The organism is Paenibacillus sp. CAU 1782 (genome assembly GCF_054551715.1).
Genome location: NZ_JBTOLL010000006.1, coordinates 219,785 through 236,023, shown reverse-complemented (window position 1 = coordinate 236,023; position 16,239 = coordinate 219,785). Strand labels below are relative to the sequence as shown.

General features: G+C 48.5%; 12 protein-coding genes and 1 pseudogene. 10 read left to right on the top strand and 3 right to left on the bottom strand.

The window, feature by feature from the left end; genetic code table 11:
* Nucleotides 1–815 precede the first annotated feature (815 nt).
* The 9 genes from ACX93W_RS15790 to ACX93W_RS15750 all read left to right on the top strand — a co-directional run bounded on the left by ACX93W_RS15790 (nucleotide 816) and on the right by ACX93W_RS15750 (nucleotide 12,909).
* Nucleotides 816–2,366 carry a S1C family serine protease gene (locus ACX93W_RS15790; protein ID WP_459393337.1) on the top strand — a complete coding sequence of 517 codons (1,551 nt, stop codon included), beginning with the start codon at nucleotides 816–818 and terminating at the stop codon, nucleotides 2,364–2,366.
* A 357-nt stretch (nucleotides 2,367–2,723) separates the two neighbouring features.
* The gene (gene sigW / locus ACX93W_RS15785; RefSeq protein ID WP_459393336.1) at nucleotides 2,724–3,314 is read left to right on the top strand and encodes an RNA polymerase sigma factor SigW; all 591 of its coding nucleotides are present in this window, start codon (nucleotides 2,724–2,726) and stop codon (nucleotides 3,312–3,314) included.
* Between the two features lie 333 nt (nucleotides 3,315–3,647).
* Entirely contained in the window at nucleotides 3,648–4,295 is a 648-nt protein-coding gene (locus ACX93W_RS15780; protein WP_459393335.1) for a zf-HC2 domain-containing protein, read from the top strand.
* A gap of 224 nt (nucleotides 4,296–4,519) precedes the next feature.
* Entirely contained in the window at nucleotides 4,520–5,362 is an 843-nt protein-coding gene (gene cdaA / locus ACX93W_RS15775) for a diadenylate cyclase CdaA (protein WP_459393334.1), read from the top strand.
* Nucleotides 5,355–6,788 (top strand): CdaR family protein, encoded by a 1,434-nt coding sequence (locus ACX93W_RS15770; RefSeq protein ID WP_459393333.1) that lies wholly within the window; start codon nucleotides 5,355–5,357, stop codon nucleotides 6,786–6,788. The genes cdaA and ACX93W_RS15770 overlap by 8 nt, the downstream gene beginning before the upstream one ends.
* A 384-nt stretch (nucleotides 6,789–7,172) precedes the next feature.
* Nucleotides 7,173–8,513 carry a phosphoglucosamine mutase gene (glmM, locus tag ACX93W_RS15765; protein ID WP_459393332.1) on the top strand — a complete coding sequence of 447 codons (1,341 nt, stop codon included), beginning with the start codon at nucleotides 7,173–7,175 and terminating at the stop codon, nucleotides 8,511–8,513.
* A gap of 56 nt (nucleotides 8,514–8,569) precedes the next feature.
* A complete protein-coding gene (locus ACX93W_RS15760; protein ID WP_459393331.1) occupies nucleotides 8,570–8,941 on the top strand; it encodes a cupin in 372 nt (123 codons plus the stop codon).
* Nucleotides 8,942–9,661: 720 nt separating this feature from the next.
* Complete coding sequence (gene glmS / locus ACX93W_RS15755; RefSeq protein ID WP_459393330.1) at nucleotides 9,662–11,494, top strand: glutamine--fructose-6-phosphate transaminase (isomerizing); 1,833 nt, start codon at nucleotides 9,662–9,664, stop codon at nucleotides 11,492–11,494.
* A 362-nt stretch (nucleotides 11,495–11,856) separates the two neighbouring features.
* A complete protein-coding gene (locus tag ACX93W_RS15750) occupies nucleotides 11,857–12,909 on the top strand; it encodes a flavin-containing monooxygenase (RefSeq protein ID WP_459393329.1) in 1,053 nt (350 codons plus the stop codon).
* Between the two features lie 101 nt (nucleotides 12,910–13,010).
* On the opposite strand, the gene ACX93W_RS15745 is transcribed toward ACX93W_RS15750, so the two are convergent.
* The 3 genes and pseudogenes from ACX93W_RS15745 to ACX93W_RS15735 all read right to left on the bottom strand — a co-directional run bounded on the left by ACX93W_RS15745 (nucleotide 13,011) and on the right by ACX93W_RS15735 (nucleotide 14,393).
* On the bottom strand, nucleotides 13,011–13,232 hold the full coding sequence (locus ACX93W_RS15745) for an IS3 family transposase (RefSeq protein ID WP_459393328.1): 222 nt from the start codon (nucleotides 13,230–13,232) through the stop codon (nucleotides 13,011–13,013).
* A pseudogene (locus tag ACX93W_RS15740) lies at nucleotides 13,151–13,639 on the bottom strand (IS3 family transposase); the annotation flags it as partial. The pseudogene ACX93W_RS15740 and the gene ACX93W_RS15745, both read right to left, overlap by 82 nt.
* 340 nt (nucleotides 13,640–13,979) lie before the next feature.
* Nucleotides 13,980–14,393, bottom strand: a complete 414-nt coding sequence (locus ACX93W_RS15735) for a hypothetical protein (RefSeq protein ID WP_459393327.1) — start codon at nucleotides 14,391–14,393, stop codon at nucleotides 13,980–13,982.
* 368 nt (nucleotides 14,394–14,761) lie between these two features.
* Here ACX93W_RS15735 and ACX93W_RS15730 point away from each other — a divergent pair, with 368 nt between their 5' ends.
* Complete coding sequence (locus ACX93W_RS15730; protein ID WP_459393326.1) at nucleotides 14,762–16,219, top strand: aminotransferase class I/II-fold pyridoxal phosphate-dependent enzyme; 1,458 nt, start codon at nucleotides 14,762–14,764, stop codon at nucleotides 16,217–16,219.
* The last annotated feature ends 20 nt before the right edge of the window (nucleotides 16,220–16,239 follow it).

Sequence of the window (16,239 nt, the reverse complement as noted above, 5' to 3'; positions counted from 1 at the left end):
CTCGGCGGGCTCCTTGCAATGTATGTAGATGCCTGTAGCGACCTGCGACGGCCAGTAGTGGTTCAACAGTAGAATGTAAAAGACAGCAGCAGCAGCCAACAGCAACACCCAACAGCAACACACAACAGCAACACACAACAGCAACACACAACAGCAACATCCAACAGCCAACACCCAACAGTAACCTGCCGGTCATTTATGACCGTTAGAAGCTCAAATGGTTACTTTTCCCCTCAGTAACGGTCACCCATGTCCTTTAGCGCATCAAAAGCAGTATTTTCCGAGCGAAAATGTGTTTTAACGGTCACGTATGTCCTTTACAAATGGAATTTCTGCCAAAAGAAGACGCTAATGGTCATGGATGTCCGTAAGAGTGGAGACAGCTTTGCTACTCATTCAAGTTATTCCTTATTTATTCTCATCAACTCCGATTCGATCAAGGTTTTTAATAGATGTTATCCCCCGATTTGTTCAAAAATTTTTAGTAGTTGTTATCTCTCGATTCGATCAGGGGGCGCAATGGTCATTATCCCACCCTCGTTTGATCGGGGTATTAATGGAATGCGCTGCTTGTTGTTAAAGTCCAGGCGTAGCGCTCGTAGCAATGTAAGTCCCCCCCCTGTGGCTTTTAGCCGTTACTCTCACTGACATTCAAGCGGTTATTTCTGTTTTGAGCTCAAAGAGCAAGAAATATTTTTTTAGGTGCGCCTAATTCCGCTTTAAGAATGGTTTAAGGAATCTCCTTCATGATAGAGACATCACAAACGACGTCGATAACTACTTAATTCATTCATCATCATGGGAGGATGAGAACAATGAGACATTATACAGAGGACGGCATGCTGCCAGACGACCATAAAGGAAACAACAAAGCAGAAGAAACTACGCAAAATGTAAGCATGGAGCAAACGGAAATGAGGGCTCAACCGAAATTCGAGGCTCAATCGGAACCGGCTAATGCGGCGCAAGCGGAAGGCGTGGAGCAGCCTGTGGAGACGGTGCAAGCATCAGGCATCAAGCCTGAATACATGCAGCGTAATGAGCGTACGGCGCAAGCCGCTGACGCTCAAGTAGCGGAAGTAGAGCAAGCCGATAACATGTCACAAAACGCCAGCACGGAGCAACCAGCACACATGTCGCAAAATGCCGGCACGGAACATGCCGACAATGTGACAAAAGCAGCTGGTACGGCACAAGCTGCTAACGCTCAAAGAGCTGGAGTTGAGCAAGCCGCTGACATGTCGCAAAATGCCGGCATGGGGCAACCAGCTAGCATGGGACAAGAACACAATGCGGCTCAAGCCGCAGGCATGGAGCAGCCATTCGATGCAACTGGACAGGGGCATGCGCAACAGGCGGGAGCGGCCGCTCCGCCTATGCAGGATCGGTTCGAAGCTTATTATAAGGAAGTAAACCATTCGCGTTCATCGCGACCGAAGCGGAAAGCTTTTACGCCTCTGGCGGCAGCGTTTATGGCAGGCGCGTTGATGATTGGCGGTCTGGCGTACGGTGCGGACAAGGCCAACCTGTTTACAGGCGGCGTTGCACAGCTGGGTTCTGCGGCAAGCGTGGCATCGAACGCTTCAGGTGGGCAAGACGCCGGTCTGACAACCGCATCCTTCAATACGGACGCAGGTATCGCATCTATCTACGACCAAGCCAGCCCGGCAGTCGTGAAAATTGAAAACTACGGTGTGGTTCAAAATAGCGGCTACGGCAATCTGGATGCGCTTCGTCAGTTTTTGGGAGGCGGGGGCTTCCCGGGACGCGGCGGCGGGCAACAACAGCAGCAAGAACAAAGCGGGACTAGCGAACTGACACTAACGGGTTCGGGTACAGGCTTTTTCTTCGACAAGTCCGGTTATATCCTGACAAATGAGCATGTGATCTCCGGCGCTTCTGAATTGAAGGTGACGGTGGAAGGTTATGATGAGCCGCTTGTTGCCCAGGTGATGGGCTCCAGCAAAGAGCTGGATCTGGCTGTTCTTAAGGTAGTGAGCCCCGATGGCAAGGACTTTCCATCGCTGAAGCTCGGCAGCTCCGATCAGACATCAATTGGCGACTGGGTGCTGGCAATCGGCAACCCGTATGGCTTTGACCATACGTTGACTATGGGCGTATTGAGCGCGAAGGAACGTCCGATCACGATCCAAAATGAAGACGGCACTGCGCAAGTGTACGAACATTTGCTGCAAACCGATGCTTCGATCAATCCCGGAAATTCCGGCGGTCCTCTGCTGAATGAAAACGGCGAAGTGATCGGCATCAATACAGCTGTAAACGCCGAAGCGCAAGGCATTGGCTTTGCAATTCCGACATCCACGATTTTGGAGGTGCTGGACGGTTTGAAAGGCGGAACGGCATAACAGGCTGCTGAGTAAGCGGGCTACTAACTTAACTGGAGTACAACCTAAGTACCAACACTGTTAAACAACACAGGACTGCTAACGAAACAAGCTGACGTAACTAGACTGCTGGCTTAACAGGACTACCAATTGCCCGAACGAGCCAAATTGGAATTCGGAAAAACAGCACAGCAGCGCCAAGCCCCCCTCGCTTTGGAAGAAGGCCGCTCTTTTACAGATCAGATCTGGGGAAGAGAAGGACTCCAAAAAGCGGGGGCGGCTTATTTTTGTCTTATCTTAAGGCTCCAATGCTCTTGCTTTTTCAAGCTATGTGCATTACCATTTTTTTATTGGTTGAAAAAGTGGAAAACGGCTGGTATGACGTTTGGAGGAAAAGACAAGGTGAACATGCTGGAGAACCAGCTCGCTAGGTTGGCCCTTAAGGGAGATCAGCGGGCTTTCGAGGAGCTTGTTGAGCTTTATCAGGACAAGCTTTTTCATATGGCGTACCGAATGTTGAACAACAGGCAGGAAGCGGAGGATGTCGTACAGGACACCTTTCTTCGCGTACATAAAAATTTGGACCGTTATGACGATAACTTGAAATTTTCAACGTGGATATACCGAATTGCCACCAATTTGTGCATCGATCGACTGCGCAAGCGAAGGCCGACGTATTCCCTGGATGCAGAATCCAGCGAATACGAGGGGCTGGACGGCTATTCCATGATACCCGGAGATAATCGGACTCCGGAATCCGAGCTTATTTTGTCGGATACGCAGCGCATCATCCATCAAGCGATGGAAACGCTGCCGCCAAAATATAAGACGGTTATGATGCTGCGATACATACAGGATTTGTCTCTGCAGGAGGTTGGCGATATTTTGGGCATGCCTGTTACGACGATCAAAACGCGGGTGCACCGGGGCCGGGAGTTTCTGCGCAAAAAGCTGGAGCACAAGCTGTAGCGCGAACTGAAACAAAGGCACTAGCACAAGCTGTAGCGGAGACTGGGGCACGGGCTGAAACAAAGGCACTAGCACAAGCTTTAACAAAGGTTGTAGCACAAGCTGTGGCCTGAGCTTTAACGTCGCGTTTCTGCTCAATTCCGCAACGGAAAGTGACTAGGGAGCTGCGGAGTCACATGCCTGAAACCCCTGATGCATCGGGCCAAAAAGGCGATTAAGAGCTTGGCAAAAACTTTTTTGCGAAAAATTGAAACATCCTTTTTGGTGAAACGTATCCTATAACGAGATTTATGCCAAGTTGTATGGCGAGGACGATAGAAAGGACTGGCTGCTATGGATTGCAAAGTTGCCACTGTCAGGATTCATGACTATTTGGACGGCGATTTGCCGAAGGACGAAATAAATGAACTGCACGCCCATCTGAACGGTTGTCCGGGATGCAAGGCGAGATTCGAGGATTTGGAGAAAACGGATGCCGCGACCATGCTTGCCATTGAAGCCATGCGGCCTGCCGTGCCGTACGATGAAGCGGCCTCCAGAGAGCTCAAGAGTCGAATCATGGCTTCGCTGCCGGTAACCAAGAAGAAGGAACGCAGTCCGTTTGTCCGGTTTCTGTACAAATATCCCGGCCTTACCGCAGCGGCGGTATTTCTGTTCGTGATGCTTGGCAGCATGATGGCCTCGTGGGATCAGGATTCGGAGCTGATCGTTTCCGGCGAGGATCTGCAGCATATTGTCATTGACGGGAATACGGTGATCGTGCCGGAGGGCGTGGAGTTTGCAGGCAATTTGACCGTAGAGAATGGAAAGGTTGAAGTGCAGGGCTCCGTAAAAGGCAATGTAACGGTGATCGACGGCTCCATGGTGCTGGCGTCCACCGGGCATATTGCGGGACAGAGCAGAACAATTGACCAGGCGCTGGACTGGTTCTGGTACAAGATGACTTCAGCATTTGGCGGCGCAATATCTCCAAAATCATGAATATGAGCCCGTACTAACGTAAAGCTTCCCTCTTAATGGGGGAGCTTTTTTTGTAAAGGTCTGGAAAACTTGAAATATGGACCCTATATTAGCGATAATGGATATGTGGACCGCTTGAAGAAGTTTAAGCGGCAATAGAGGATTTTTATACCCAAAAGTAGAAAACAATACAGTTGAAATGCGATAATAGAGACAAGATGTGATCTGCAGTTGGGGGTTGGCGCATGAGCTACTTTACAGATTCGACTTGGCATGATTGGGTTAAAGACATCATCGACATCGGCATCGTCAGTTTTATTATTTATAAATTGATTTTACTCGTCCGGGGCACTCGGGCCGTACAGCTGTTAAAAGGCGTTTTTGTTCTGATCGCGACCTGGGGTCTCAGCACCTGGTTTAACCTGTATACGCTAAAATGGGTGATGAACCAGATGTTCACGTTTGGCATCGTGACGGTGCTGATTCTGTTCCAGCCGGAGCTGCGGCGAGCGCTGGAGCAGCTGGGGCGCGGCAACTTGTTCTCGCGGGGTTCATCTCTGGAGAGAAATGCCTTGAGCGAGCAGATCGACGAGGTTATTCGGGCCGTGCAGCATATGGCCAAGCGCAAGATCGGAGCGCTGATTGTATTCGAACGCCAGACTGGAGTAACGGAGCTGATCGAGTCCGGCACGCCGATGGAATCGCGTATTACATCGGAGCTGCTCATTAATATTTTTACGCCTAATACGCCTCTGCATGACGGAGCCGTGATCATTCGGAGCAATCAGATCATGGCGGCGGGCTGTTATTTGCCCCTGTCGGAAAATCCTTTTATCAGCAAGGAACTTGGCACCAGGCATAGAGCGGCGATCGGCGTCAGCGAGGTAAGCGATGCGTTGTCCATTGCGGTGTCGGAAGAGACCGGGCAAATTTCGCTGTCGCTCAACGGCATGATTGTTCGCGACATTAATGAAGAATCGCTGATATCCAAATTATTCGAGGAATTAACTCCAAAGGTGAACGGGCGCAGCAAGGAAAAAGGCATCCTGGCGTCGCTCTTGAAGCGGAAGGAGGGGGAAAATGGATAAGTGGCTAAGCCACCCTACCGCGCTTAAAATTATTTCCGTTATTTTGGGCGTGCTGTTGTTTGCCATTGTGCATGTAGATCCGGTAACCTCGCCTCAGACGGCGACTTCCAATATTGATACAAAAGTCATCGAAGCGGCTACCATTGTGCCGATTGGTCTGGACACGGAAAAGTACGTTCTGACGGCAATGGAGCCTACAGTGGCGCGGCTAGTTGTCGAAGGGCGGATCTCGACGCTGCGCACGGCCGCGAATGAAGAATACATCGTGAATGTGGATTTGGAGGGCGTGGAGCCGGGCCTTCATGAATTGACTCTGACCTCCAAGCTGCCTAGAAATATTAAAGAAGTGGAGCTATCCCCTCGCAAGGTGATGGTCCGAATCGAAGAGCTTGTTACGAAATCTGTTGATGTGCAGGTGCTGACAAACGGCCAGCCTGCAGAAGGATATGTGCTGGGTACCCCTGCGGTGATGTCGGAAGGCGGTTCCATGGTGCAGGTTACGCTGCCCAAGGACGATATGAGCCGTGTAGGTTTAGTGGCGGTAACGCTGGATACGACGGGCGCGGATAAAACGGTAGTGAACAAAAAGGCCAAAATCGTCGTCTATGATAATGAAGGCGTTGAAATTCCAGGCGCGGTCGTAGAACCGGGAACCATACACGCTGAGGTCAAGGTGACGCTGCCGTTTAAGTCGGTGCCACTGCAGGTCCGCTATAGTGGTGTTCTGGATTCCGAGCTAAGTCTAGTGTCCGTTAAGCCGGAAATCGACGAAATTACGGTATATGCTCAGCAAGCCGGACTAGATGCTATTTCGATCTATGACGGTATCGTATTGGATTTGTCCAAGGTGAAGGGCTCCGGTCCGGTTACGGTCAAAACGCTGCCGGTGGAGGGCATCTCATCTGTTTTTCCCGGCGAAGTGACGCTAGATGTGGTGGTCGAGCGAACGGCGACTCGTACATTCAATGGCCTGCCCATCAGCATTAGCGGCGAGGGCGAAAGCATGAAGGCAGAGCTGCGCGAGCCGGCGAGCGGGACTATGAGCCTGCAGCTTAGGGGAGCGGAAGCTGTGCTGAACGCCGTCAAGGCAAGCGACATCGCGTTGCTTGCCAAAGTGGACGGGCTTCCGCCGGGCGTCCATACTGTGCCGCTTGAGCTTGATTTGCCGCCTTACGTCGAGCCCGTCCTTGCGGAGGGCCAACAGCTGACGGTGCGGATTGAGATCATCGATGAATCCGCACCTGCCAGCGGCGACGGCGACAACTTGGAGCAAGAAGACACTCCAAGCGATACGCCGGTTACCGGAACGCCGGAGGAGGAGCCTAACGAGGAAGGCAGCGGCAACGCCGGAGGAAGCGGGAACGCTTCCGACAGCCAGAACGCAAGCATGCGAACGGGACATTCGCTGGTAGCCGCGGCCGGCTGAGATATTGTATTGCGAGAGCTGCGGCAACGCCGAAGCGCAAACATGTGATAAGGGCGTCAATGGTAATCGCAGCTGGTTGAGCAATCCGATGGCAACAAGCAACGCTGGAGGACTAACAGGTGAACAAGTCATCGCTCGTTGCCGCTGCCATTTTTGCCATCGACGCCACCAACAACGAAACGTTTGGCATGTCATTAACGTATTCAACATTACGTTTCGCGAGAAGTCCATCTCATCAAGGTGTACCGTTTCAATTGCAACGGTACATGCATATCAATGACGTATGCGGCTTTACGCGTCACGACAAGTATATAAACAAAGCAAACAGAAGCGTATATGGAATCATTCGAATTTATTATTTTGGGAGCAGGGGAGCTAGCATTTATGGGGAGATATTTCGGAACGGACGGGGTTCGCGGTGTCGCGAATACAGAATTAACGCCTGAATTGGCTTATAAGATCGGCCGCTGCGGCGGATATGTGCTTACGCGTACGGCTAACAAGCCAAAGGTTGTTATCGGGCTGGACACGCGAATTTCGGGACCGATGCTGGAATCGGCGCTTGTTGCGGGACTGCTGTCCATCGGCGCTGACGTGGTGCGTCTTGGCGTGGTATCCACTCCGGCGGTTGCATTTTTGACAAAAGAGCTGGGTGCGGACGCAGGCGTTATGATTTCTGCATCCCATAATCCGGTTGAGGATAATGGCATTAAGTTTTTTGCGGGTGACGGCTTTAAGCTGTCGGACGACACGGAGCTTGAGATCGAGGCATTGATTGATGCCGATAAGGATGAGCTGCCGCGCCCATCGGGCGGCGATATTGGATGCGTAACGACGGATACGGAGGCCAAAAGACGTTACCTGGACTTCCTGAAAACAACGGTGAAGGGGAACTTCAAAGGCCTCAAAATCGTGCTGGACTGCGCTAACGGCGCTGCTTTCGAGCTGGCTCCCGCTATTTTCCGCGAGCTTGGCGCCGACGTAACGACGGTTGGGGCAGAGCCTGATGGCCGCAACATTAATGCGGGCGTAGGTTCGACGCATCCGGAGTTTTTGCGCGAGAAGGTGCTGGAGCTTGGCGCCGATTTGGGCTTGAGCTTTGACGGCGACGCTGACCGCCTCATCGCGATCGACGAAGCGGGCGAAGAAGTGGACGGCGATTTCATTCTTTGCCTGATCGGTGACCGGATGAAGCGTGAAGGCACGCTGGCTAACGACACGGTCGTAACGACAGTGATGGCGAATATCGGCTTTTTCAAAGGAACGGAAGCCATTGGCCTCAAGACGGCGTGCACGGCGGTGGGCGACCGTTACGTGATGGAGGAAATGCGCCGCGGCGGCTATAATCTGGGCGGGGAGCAGTCCGGCCATGTTATTTTCCTGGATTATATCACTACGGGCGATGGCATTCTGACGGCGCTTCAGCTTGTGGAAACCGTTACGCTTGGCGGAAAAAAGCTGGGCGAGCTAAAGGGTCTGATGCGCAAATATCCGCAAAAGCTTGTTAATATCCGCGTGGCGGACAAAAGCTTGTACAACGGCAATGCGGCCATTCAGCAAGCCGTTGATCAGGTTGAGGCGGAACTGGGCGACAACGGGCGTGTGCTGGTTCGTCCATCCGGTACGGAATCGCTGATTCGCGTTATGGCGGAAGGGCCGGACAAAACCTTGGTCGAGGCTTACGTTGATCAGATTGCCGAAGTAGTTAAGCGAGAGTTGGGCTAATCTTTCGGTTGTGTCATTCGGAAAGAGCAAATGAAGTGCATTAAGGAGCGTTGTGTTTGAAAATTTTTGATTTTGGCAAGGAAACAGGCAAGGAAATCGCTAACTTTAATAGCAAACATGCGGCCTTTTCGAGAGTTGTTAAGCATGAAAAGCAAGTCCATATTGGCTGTATTCATGTAGGGGCTGACGGCGTTGTAGGTTCGCATCCGGCTACCATTCATCAATTGTTTTTAGTTGTGAGCGGTCAAGGCTGGGTAATCGGCAAAGAAGGCGTTAAGTACGATATTCAGCCCGGTATGGCGGCTTATTGGGAACCGGAAGAAATGCATGAATCAGGGTCAGAGCAAGGGATGACGGCCATCATAATCGAAGGGGAGGATTTGATCCCCGCCATGAGCGAGATAGAGTGGCTTAAATCCGACAAATAAAAGATATGAAATAAAATGATTGTTATGAGGCGGGGAAGACAATGAACCTGGCGCATTGTTGAGCAATGTGCCAGGTTCAAACGTGCGGTCGCGGCATTTGGTCTAGAGGAGAGCATGAGTTTTGACCGTCGAGATTCCACTTTCTTTGTTGAAATGGGGCGAAAGCTGTCCGTTTTTAGGGGGATAGGTTGCACCCGGCGACAAAAATGAATATGATAGGTAGTATGATTCAGGAAGGAAAGCGAGGGAAGAGGTTACATTGTACGACAAGCGCCAGAGCTTGCGTGATGAACGAGCTAGACAGAACTAACCTTATACATGCGCATGCGGCACGGATAGCGGAGTTGCTCTCTTGTGCAGGTATGATGCTTCGGCAAATAAAGCCGAGCGGGGAATCTGTTGTACGCTGTTCATACGGGAAGCTGACGAGGTGAAGGTGTTCGAAGTATTCGGCGGGGACCTTCCGGTATAGGGCATGCCAACCGAAAGCCGTTACGCAAAAGGATTGGGCGACCGATCCCACAAACGTACGGCGGGCTGCCGCAAATGTAATTAGTATCCTTATGTCCGCGATGCCGCCTGCAGGGCCGGCACGGGAAAAAGTTTGACAGGAATCATGAAATATTCGATGACAACTTCATATATAATGCCTGTGCTGCGCAACTGGCCGGCATCCGTCTGGATGGGGGAAATATACCGTTAACGGAGGTCTGTTTAATTATGTGCGGAATTGTTGGATATATTGGTCATCGCGGCTGTCAGGATATTTTGGTGGAAGGCTTGAAGAAGCTGGAGTATCGGGGATATGACTCTGCCGGTATCGCTGTGTTTACGGAAAGCGGATTGGAAATCAAGAAGTCCAAGGGACGTCTTGCTATTCTTGAGGATAAGCTGAAGGGTGAGCCGCTGACTGGCTCTGTCGGCATCGGCCATACCCGCTGGGCAACGCACGGAAAGCCTTCCGATGTAAATTCGCATCCTCATACGGATAACTCTGCGAAATTTTCGGTTGTGCATAATGGCATTATCGAAAACTATTTGGATCTGAAAGCCGAGTTGACGGCAAAAGGACATGTTTTTCTGTCCGAAACCGACACAGAGGTTATTTCTCATCTGGTAGCAGATGAGTATAAAGGCAATATTGTCGAAGCCGTGCAACAAGCGGTTAAACGCATGCGCGGAGCATTCGCTTTGGGCGTTCTGACGGAGTACGAACCGGAGAAGCTGGTTGCTGTTCGTTTCGCTAGTCCGCTCGTAATTGGCGTCGGCGAAGGAGAAAACTTTATCGGGTCCGACATTCCGGCTATTCTGGAGCATACGCGCGACGTTTATATTTTGGACGACGGCGAAATGGCCATCCTGACACGCGAAGGTGTCGAATTGCTGAGTATTGACGGAAAACATATTTCCAAGGAAATATTTCATGTCGATTGGGATCTGGTGACTGCGGAGAAAGCCGGATTCGATCATTTCATGCTGAAGGAAATCTACGAACAGCCAAAGGCTTATCGTGACACGATGCTGGGCAGAATAGCGGATGACGGCTTGTCGGTGAATCTGAAGGAGTTGTCCATGTCGGATGACTACATCCGTTCCATCAGCAAGGTGCATATTGTGGCTTGCGGCACGGCTTACCACGCTGGACTTGTCGGCAAATCGGTCATTGAGTCGCTGGCTCGCATCCCTGTCGAAACAGATGTAGCATCGGAGTATCGTTACCGTTCGCCGATCATTACGCCAGATACGTTGGTTATCGTTGTTAGCCAATCCGGTGAAACCGCCGATACGTTGGCCGCTTTGCGCGAAGCTCGCCGCAATGGCGCCAAAGTTCTGGCTATTACCAACGTGGTGGGCAGCTCGGTGGCTCGCGAAGCGGACGATGTGCTGGTTACGTGGGCAGGACCGGAAATCGCGGTAGCATCCACAAAAGCCTATTCGTCTCAGCTGATTGCCTTCTACTTGCTGGGCTTAAACCTGGCACGTGTGCTTGGCACGCAGGAACAGCAGACCGTGACGGAATTGATCGCTGCATTGCATCAGCTGCCTGATCAGGTTGAAGCGATTTTGACTCAATCGGCTGTGTTGAAGCAGGTTGCGGAATCTATGGCCAACCATCGCAGCTTGTTCTTTATCGGACGCGGCGTAGACTATGCTGTTGCCCAAGAAGGCTCGCTGAAATTGAAGGAAATTTCTTACATTCATTCTGAAGCATATGCTGCGGGCGAACTGAAGCATGGCACATTGGCGTTGATCGAAGATGGCGTGCCGGTAATCGCTTTGGTAACGCAAGAGGGCCTGTACGAAAAAACGCTTAGCAACATTAAAGAGGTTAAAGCACGCGGCGCTCACGTTCTGGCGGTTACGAATGACGGATTTGAGCATGAAGTCGCTCAATCCGTAGACGAAGTCTTCAGCATTCCGAAGACGCTGCCGATCCTGACTCCAGCATTGTCTGTTGTGCCATTGCAGTTGCTGTCCTACTATGCCTCGCTAGCGCTCGGCCATGATGTGGATAAACCACGGAATTTGGCGAAGAGTGTGACGGTGGAGTAAGGAGAAAAGAGGGTAGCTTGAAAAAAGTAATTTCGGGCTATCCTCTCTTTATTTATTAGTTGAGCGGTCATGATCATGGGCAGTACAGACGAGGAAGCGGTTTGGGCTTTTCTTTTATGTTGGTCATTTTCCATCATAGCCCTCCAGTAACTAACTAAAAAAATTACCCGCATGTAATCGACAAGCTCTTATAAGAGCCTGTCGATTTTTCATTTTTATATAGGGAGATTACATCCTTGACGCAGTTTCTCTTCCACATATATAATCAAAAATAAATGAATATATATTCATTTATTAATAAATTAAATTTGCAACATCTCGATAAAATTGAAAAAAATAGTGTGGTTTGGAGTGTTAGAGTGATGAACAAGTATGAAGTTGATATATTAGTGATTGGCGCAAGTCAGGCTGGTCTTGCCATGGGATATTATTTGAAAAAGCACTCGCGAGATTTTATTATTGTCGACCAAGGAAACGAAATTGGTGAAGTGTGGAGAAACCGTTACGATTCACTGGTTCTGTTTACTCCTCGTTGGTACAGCAATTTGCCGGGACTGCCCCTGGAAGGGAACAAGGAAGGATGGGCCACCAAAGACGAAATAGCCGGGTATTTAGAAAAATATGTTGAGACTTTTAATTTGCCGGTCCATTTACGAACTACTGTACAAGTGCTGAAAAAGACGCCAACCGGGTTTATGGCAGAAACAAGCCAGGGCATTTATTTTTCTAAAAAAGTTATTGTCGCCACAGGACCATTCCAGAAGCCATTCATTCCTGAGCATATTCCGATTGATCTTCCGCGAGATATTCTTCAGTTACATTCGTCTCAATACAAAAACTCTCGTCAGTTAAAGAATGGTAATGTCCTGGTGGTGGGAGCTGGAAATTCTGGAGCACAAATTGCAGTGGAGCTTGCTAAAGAACGAGAGGTATGGATCTCCAGCGGACATTCATTGAAATTCATGCCTTTGCTCTTTATGGGGAAAAGTATTTTCTGGTGGTTTCAAAAAACAGGTATTTTAAAAGCCAATATTCACTCTGTTATTGGTCAAGCTCTTTATCGGCGTTCCGATCCGATTTTCGGACATGATTTAAAATCACTTATAAATGATGGAAAAGTAAAAATGAAACCCCGTGCAATCAAGGTCGTTGATGAAGAAATTTTGTTTGAGGATCAAAGTCGGTTGAAACCTGATAATGTCATTTGGGCAACGGGTTTTTATTCGGAGTATTCATGGCTTGATATGCCCGGGGTGTTGGATGAGAAGGGAAGGCCTATACATAGTCGTGGTATTAGCCCGGTAACCGGTTTATTTTTCGTTGGTCTTCCTTGGCAACATCGAAGAGGTTCAGCTTTAATAGGCGGGGTGGGAGAGGATGCTAAGTTTATAATGGCGTATATATCTCCCAGATAAGTTGTTTTGTATATTTGAAAACACACTTGGGGGAAGTGAATGATTATCAACAGTAAATCAGACAAGTTTTTTAAGGGCTTCTTTGCGATATTGAACAGGTGTCAGGTATCCCAGCGTTCATGAATTCGATGCTTATTAAACCAGTTCACGTAATCGGGTAGCTCCAATTCGAGATGATGCAAGCTGTTAAAGCTCAGCTGGTTAATGAACTCTGTTTTCATGATTTTATAGGTGGCTTCAGCTACTGCATTGTCATAGGGACAAGCCTTCCTACTAAGGGAGCGGCCTTTTTCAAAACGCTTCCACGATCTGTATGAAACCATCGGATTTGGCGCAGACCACCCTGAACGGTAGAAAAAGCGCGTGAAACAAGAGCGGCATCTTTGTTTGGCCCCGCGCTGTAACCAATGATTTCGCGATTGAACAAATCGATAAGCACACAAATGTAGTGCCACTTATTTGGAACCGCCACATAAGTCATATCGCTTACAACGAAGCATTTCGTTTTGGTTTGATCAAATTCACGATCCAGCACATTGGCTGTGTTCGCTTCATTACAGGCTGATTTGTGTGGCTTGTATTGAGCGATGGTGTAAGTAGATATCAGTCCCTGCTCTTTCATGATACGACCAATACGACGTCTGGATACGGTAAAACCGGGTTCCATAAGCTTGACTTTGAGTTTGCGTGTCCCATAGACTTTACGGTTTTTATGGAAAATCTCCACAATGGCTGCTCGGGATTTTCCGTTTTCAAAGAGCTGTACCATTTGTTTTTTGAACTCCGTTGTAAACGCCCGTCGTTGGTTTTCAGGCATTGTAGATATTCGCTCCTTTACTTGGCAGGTTTACTCTACAAGCCCTTATTTTTTCTGTCCAACTTAGTGTAGGCGATCCAATTTCGTTTGATATGGTAAGCAGGGTAAGCCGCACTTACGAGCGCCGACGGAGGGGAATCTTCTTCACTTTCCTGATTGATCCGCTCGCCGTTAAGGTGCGTCCGAGCAAACAGGACGATATTGCTATTGTCATCTCATCCTTCCCTCTTTAAGTTCCGTTAACTCAAGACCGTTATTCCATTCTTGAACCATCTGGAAGAATAATTTCACCATCATCAACACTAACATTGAAAAATCCTACGTCATGCTTAAATGCTAACTTGCGAACATGTTCGTACGCTTCTTCAGCTGCTGACCATGCAAACGCGATATAAATAGCATTCGATGCAACGCAATAATCGGCTAATCTCTTCTCTAGCTCCACATTTTCGTCTATTTCCTCATCAGATGGTGCAAATGTACCGTTCATTATCGGAAATGTTTTAATACTTTCTTGAAACCAATTTTGTAGTGATGTAGTTGTGTGCGATATCTCGTTATAGTTAACATCTTCGCTCCAAGTTATTAAGTTTTCATACCAGGCCATAAAATCTTTCTTTGTTTTTGGAGCTTTAGCTTTTTCAAAAACCATTAAATCGTAGCTCATGATTCGTATACCCCCAATTACAGTTTGTGGAATTTTGGTATTATCACAAAGACACCTTAGTTGAACTTACCAATTTTAGATCGATACCACATAATTCGTCAAAATCACTACGCTTTCCTGCACGTTAACTTAATGAAGCATGGTCAGTCTAATGCCTTATTTTTCAGTCTAGAATTTTATTAATTTTATTTCAGGAGCTTTAGGTAAGGAATAGACGCAAAGTTGGTCCGCTTTGATGGGCCGGCTTTGTGTTTTGTTTGATTAGCATTGAATGAGATAACATTGACATACCTATCATTTTTCTCTATATTTCTCTTATTTGCTGCTATTACGAAAAGTAGGTAGTACACCAAGTAGGAGGGGCTGGATTGAAAGGAAGGAACCAGAAGAGCACACCATTATTTGATGCGCTTAAAAAATATGTTGACGATAAGGTTGTGCCTTTTCATGTACCGGGACATAAACAGGGTCGGGGATTAAGGGAATTAAGTGAGTATATTGGAGAACGAGCTCTGCAAATGGACGTAAACGGTATGGAGGATTTGGATTTTGCGAATAATCCGACAGGCGTCATTCTTGAAGCGGAAAACCTGATGGCTGATGCCTTTGCGGCTAAGCGTGCCTTTTTTCTAGTGAATGGGACTTCAGCAGGCGTGCAGGCTATGATTATGAGTGCTTGCGAGCCGGGTGACAAAATTATTATCCCGAGAAATGCCCATAAATCGACCATTGGCGGGATTATTCTAAGTGGGGCCATTCCTGTCTACGTACAGCCTGAAATAAACGAACAATTAGGCATAGCGATGGGGATTACTGAAGAAAATCTTAAGAAAACGATCAAAGAAAATCCGCATGCAAAGGCCGTTTTTGTCATAAACCCTACGTATTATGGTGCTGTATCGGATCTCGAAGCCATTGTAAGGCTGGCGCACAGTCATGATATGGCTGTTCTTGTTGATGAAGCTCATGGCGCGCATATGTCATTCCATGATGATCTGCCGAAAACAGCGATGGAGGCTGGCGCAGATATGAGTGCGGCTAGCATGCACAAAACGGGAGGCTCGTTGACACAAAGCTCTGTGTTGCTGCTGAATGGCGATATGATTTCACCGGAGCGAGTAAAGCAGGTGTTAAGTCTTACCTATACAACAAGCGCATCCTATCTTCTACTCTGTTCACTGGATATTGCAAGAAAGCAATTAGCCATTAACGGTAACGTCCTATTCGAAGAAGCGTTAACTATAGCTCGATGGGCAAGGGATGAAATAAACGCTATAGACGGTTTATACGCTTTTGGTAATGATTTGATTGGCATGCCGGGATGCTACGCTTTTGATGAAACAAAATTAAGCATAAATGTGGCGGGAATTGGATGTACAGGATACCAAATAGAATCCATTTTGCGAAAGCAGTACAATATTCAGGTTGAATTGGCGGATATGCATAATGTTATGGCTCTTGTTAGTTTAGGGGATAGAAAGCAAGACCTTGAAACACTCGTTTATGCCCTCCGAGATATTGCTGGCAAAACAGAGAAGGTTATTCTGCATAAACCAATTGTTATTCCAGCAAGTGCCGAAATGATTGTTTCTCCTAGAAGCGCATTTTATAGCTCGAAAAAAGCGGTGCTGTTGGAAGATTCCGTCGGAGAGATAGCCGGTGAAATGGTCATGGCTTATCCGCCGGGCATTCCGGTCATTTGTATGGGTGAACGCATTTCAAAGGAAATTGTGGCATATATCCAGGCACTGAAAGAGCAAAACTGCGAACTTCAAGGAACAGCAGACCCTTACGTTCATTACCTCAGAGTTTTAGGGTCGGAGTAATAAGAAGGAGATGCCCAGAA

Excerpts from the sequence above, each read along its gene's own strand:
- ACX93W_RS15745 (WP_459393328.1), bottom strand. The coding sequence starts at position 13,232 with ATGGTTTCATACAGATCGTGGAAGCGTTTTGAAAAAGGCCGCTCCCTT.
- ACX93W_RS15790 (WP_459393337.1), top strand. The coding sequence starts at position 816 with ATGAGACATTATACAGAGGACGGCATGCTGCCAGACGACCATAAAGGA.
- ACX93W_RS15735 (WP_459393327.1), bottom strand. The coding sequence starts at position 14,393 with ATGAGCTACGATTTAATGGTTTTTGAAAAAGCTAAAGCTCCAAAAACA.
- ACX93W_RS15750 (WP_459393329.1), top strand. The coding sequence starts at position 11,857 with ATGAACAAGTATGAAGTTGATATATTAGTGATTGGCGCAAGTCAGGCT.
- ACX93W_RS15780 (WP_459393335.1), top strand. The coding sequence starts at position 3,648 with ATGGATTGCAAAGTTGCCACTGTCAGGATTCATGACTATTTGGACGGC.
- cdaA (WP_459393334.1), top strand. The coding sequence starts at position 4,520 with ATGAGCTACTTTACAGATTCGACTTGGCATGATTGGGTTAAAGACATC.
- sigW (WP_459393336.1), top strand. The coding sequence starts at position 2,724 with ATGACGTTTGGAGGAAAAGACAAGGTGAACATGCTGGAGAACCAGCTC.
- ACX93W_RS15770 (WP_459393333.1), top strand. The coding sequence starts at position 5,355 with ATGGATAAGTGGCTAAGCCACCCTACCGCGCTTAAAATTATTTCCGTT.
- glmS (WP_459393330.1), top strand. The coding sequence starts at position 9,662 with ATGTGCGGAATTGTTGGATATATTGGTCATCGCGGCTGTCAGGATATT.
- glmM (WP_459393332.1), top strand. The coding sequence starts at position 7,173 with ATGGGGAGATATTTCGGAACGGACGGGGTTCGCGGTGTCGCGAATACA.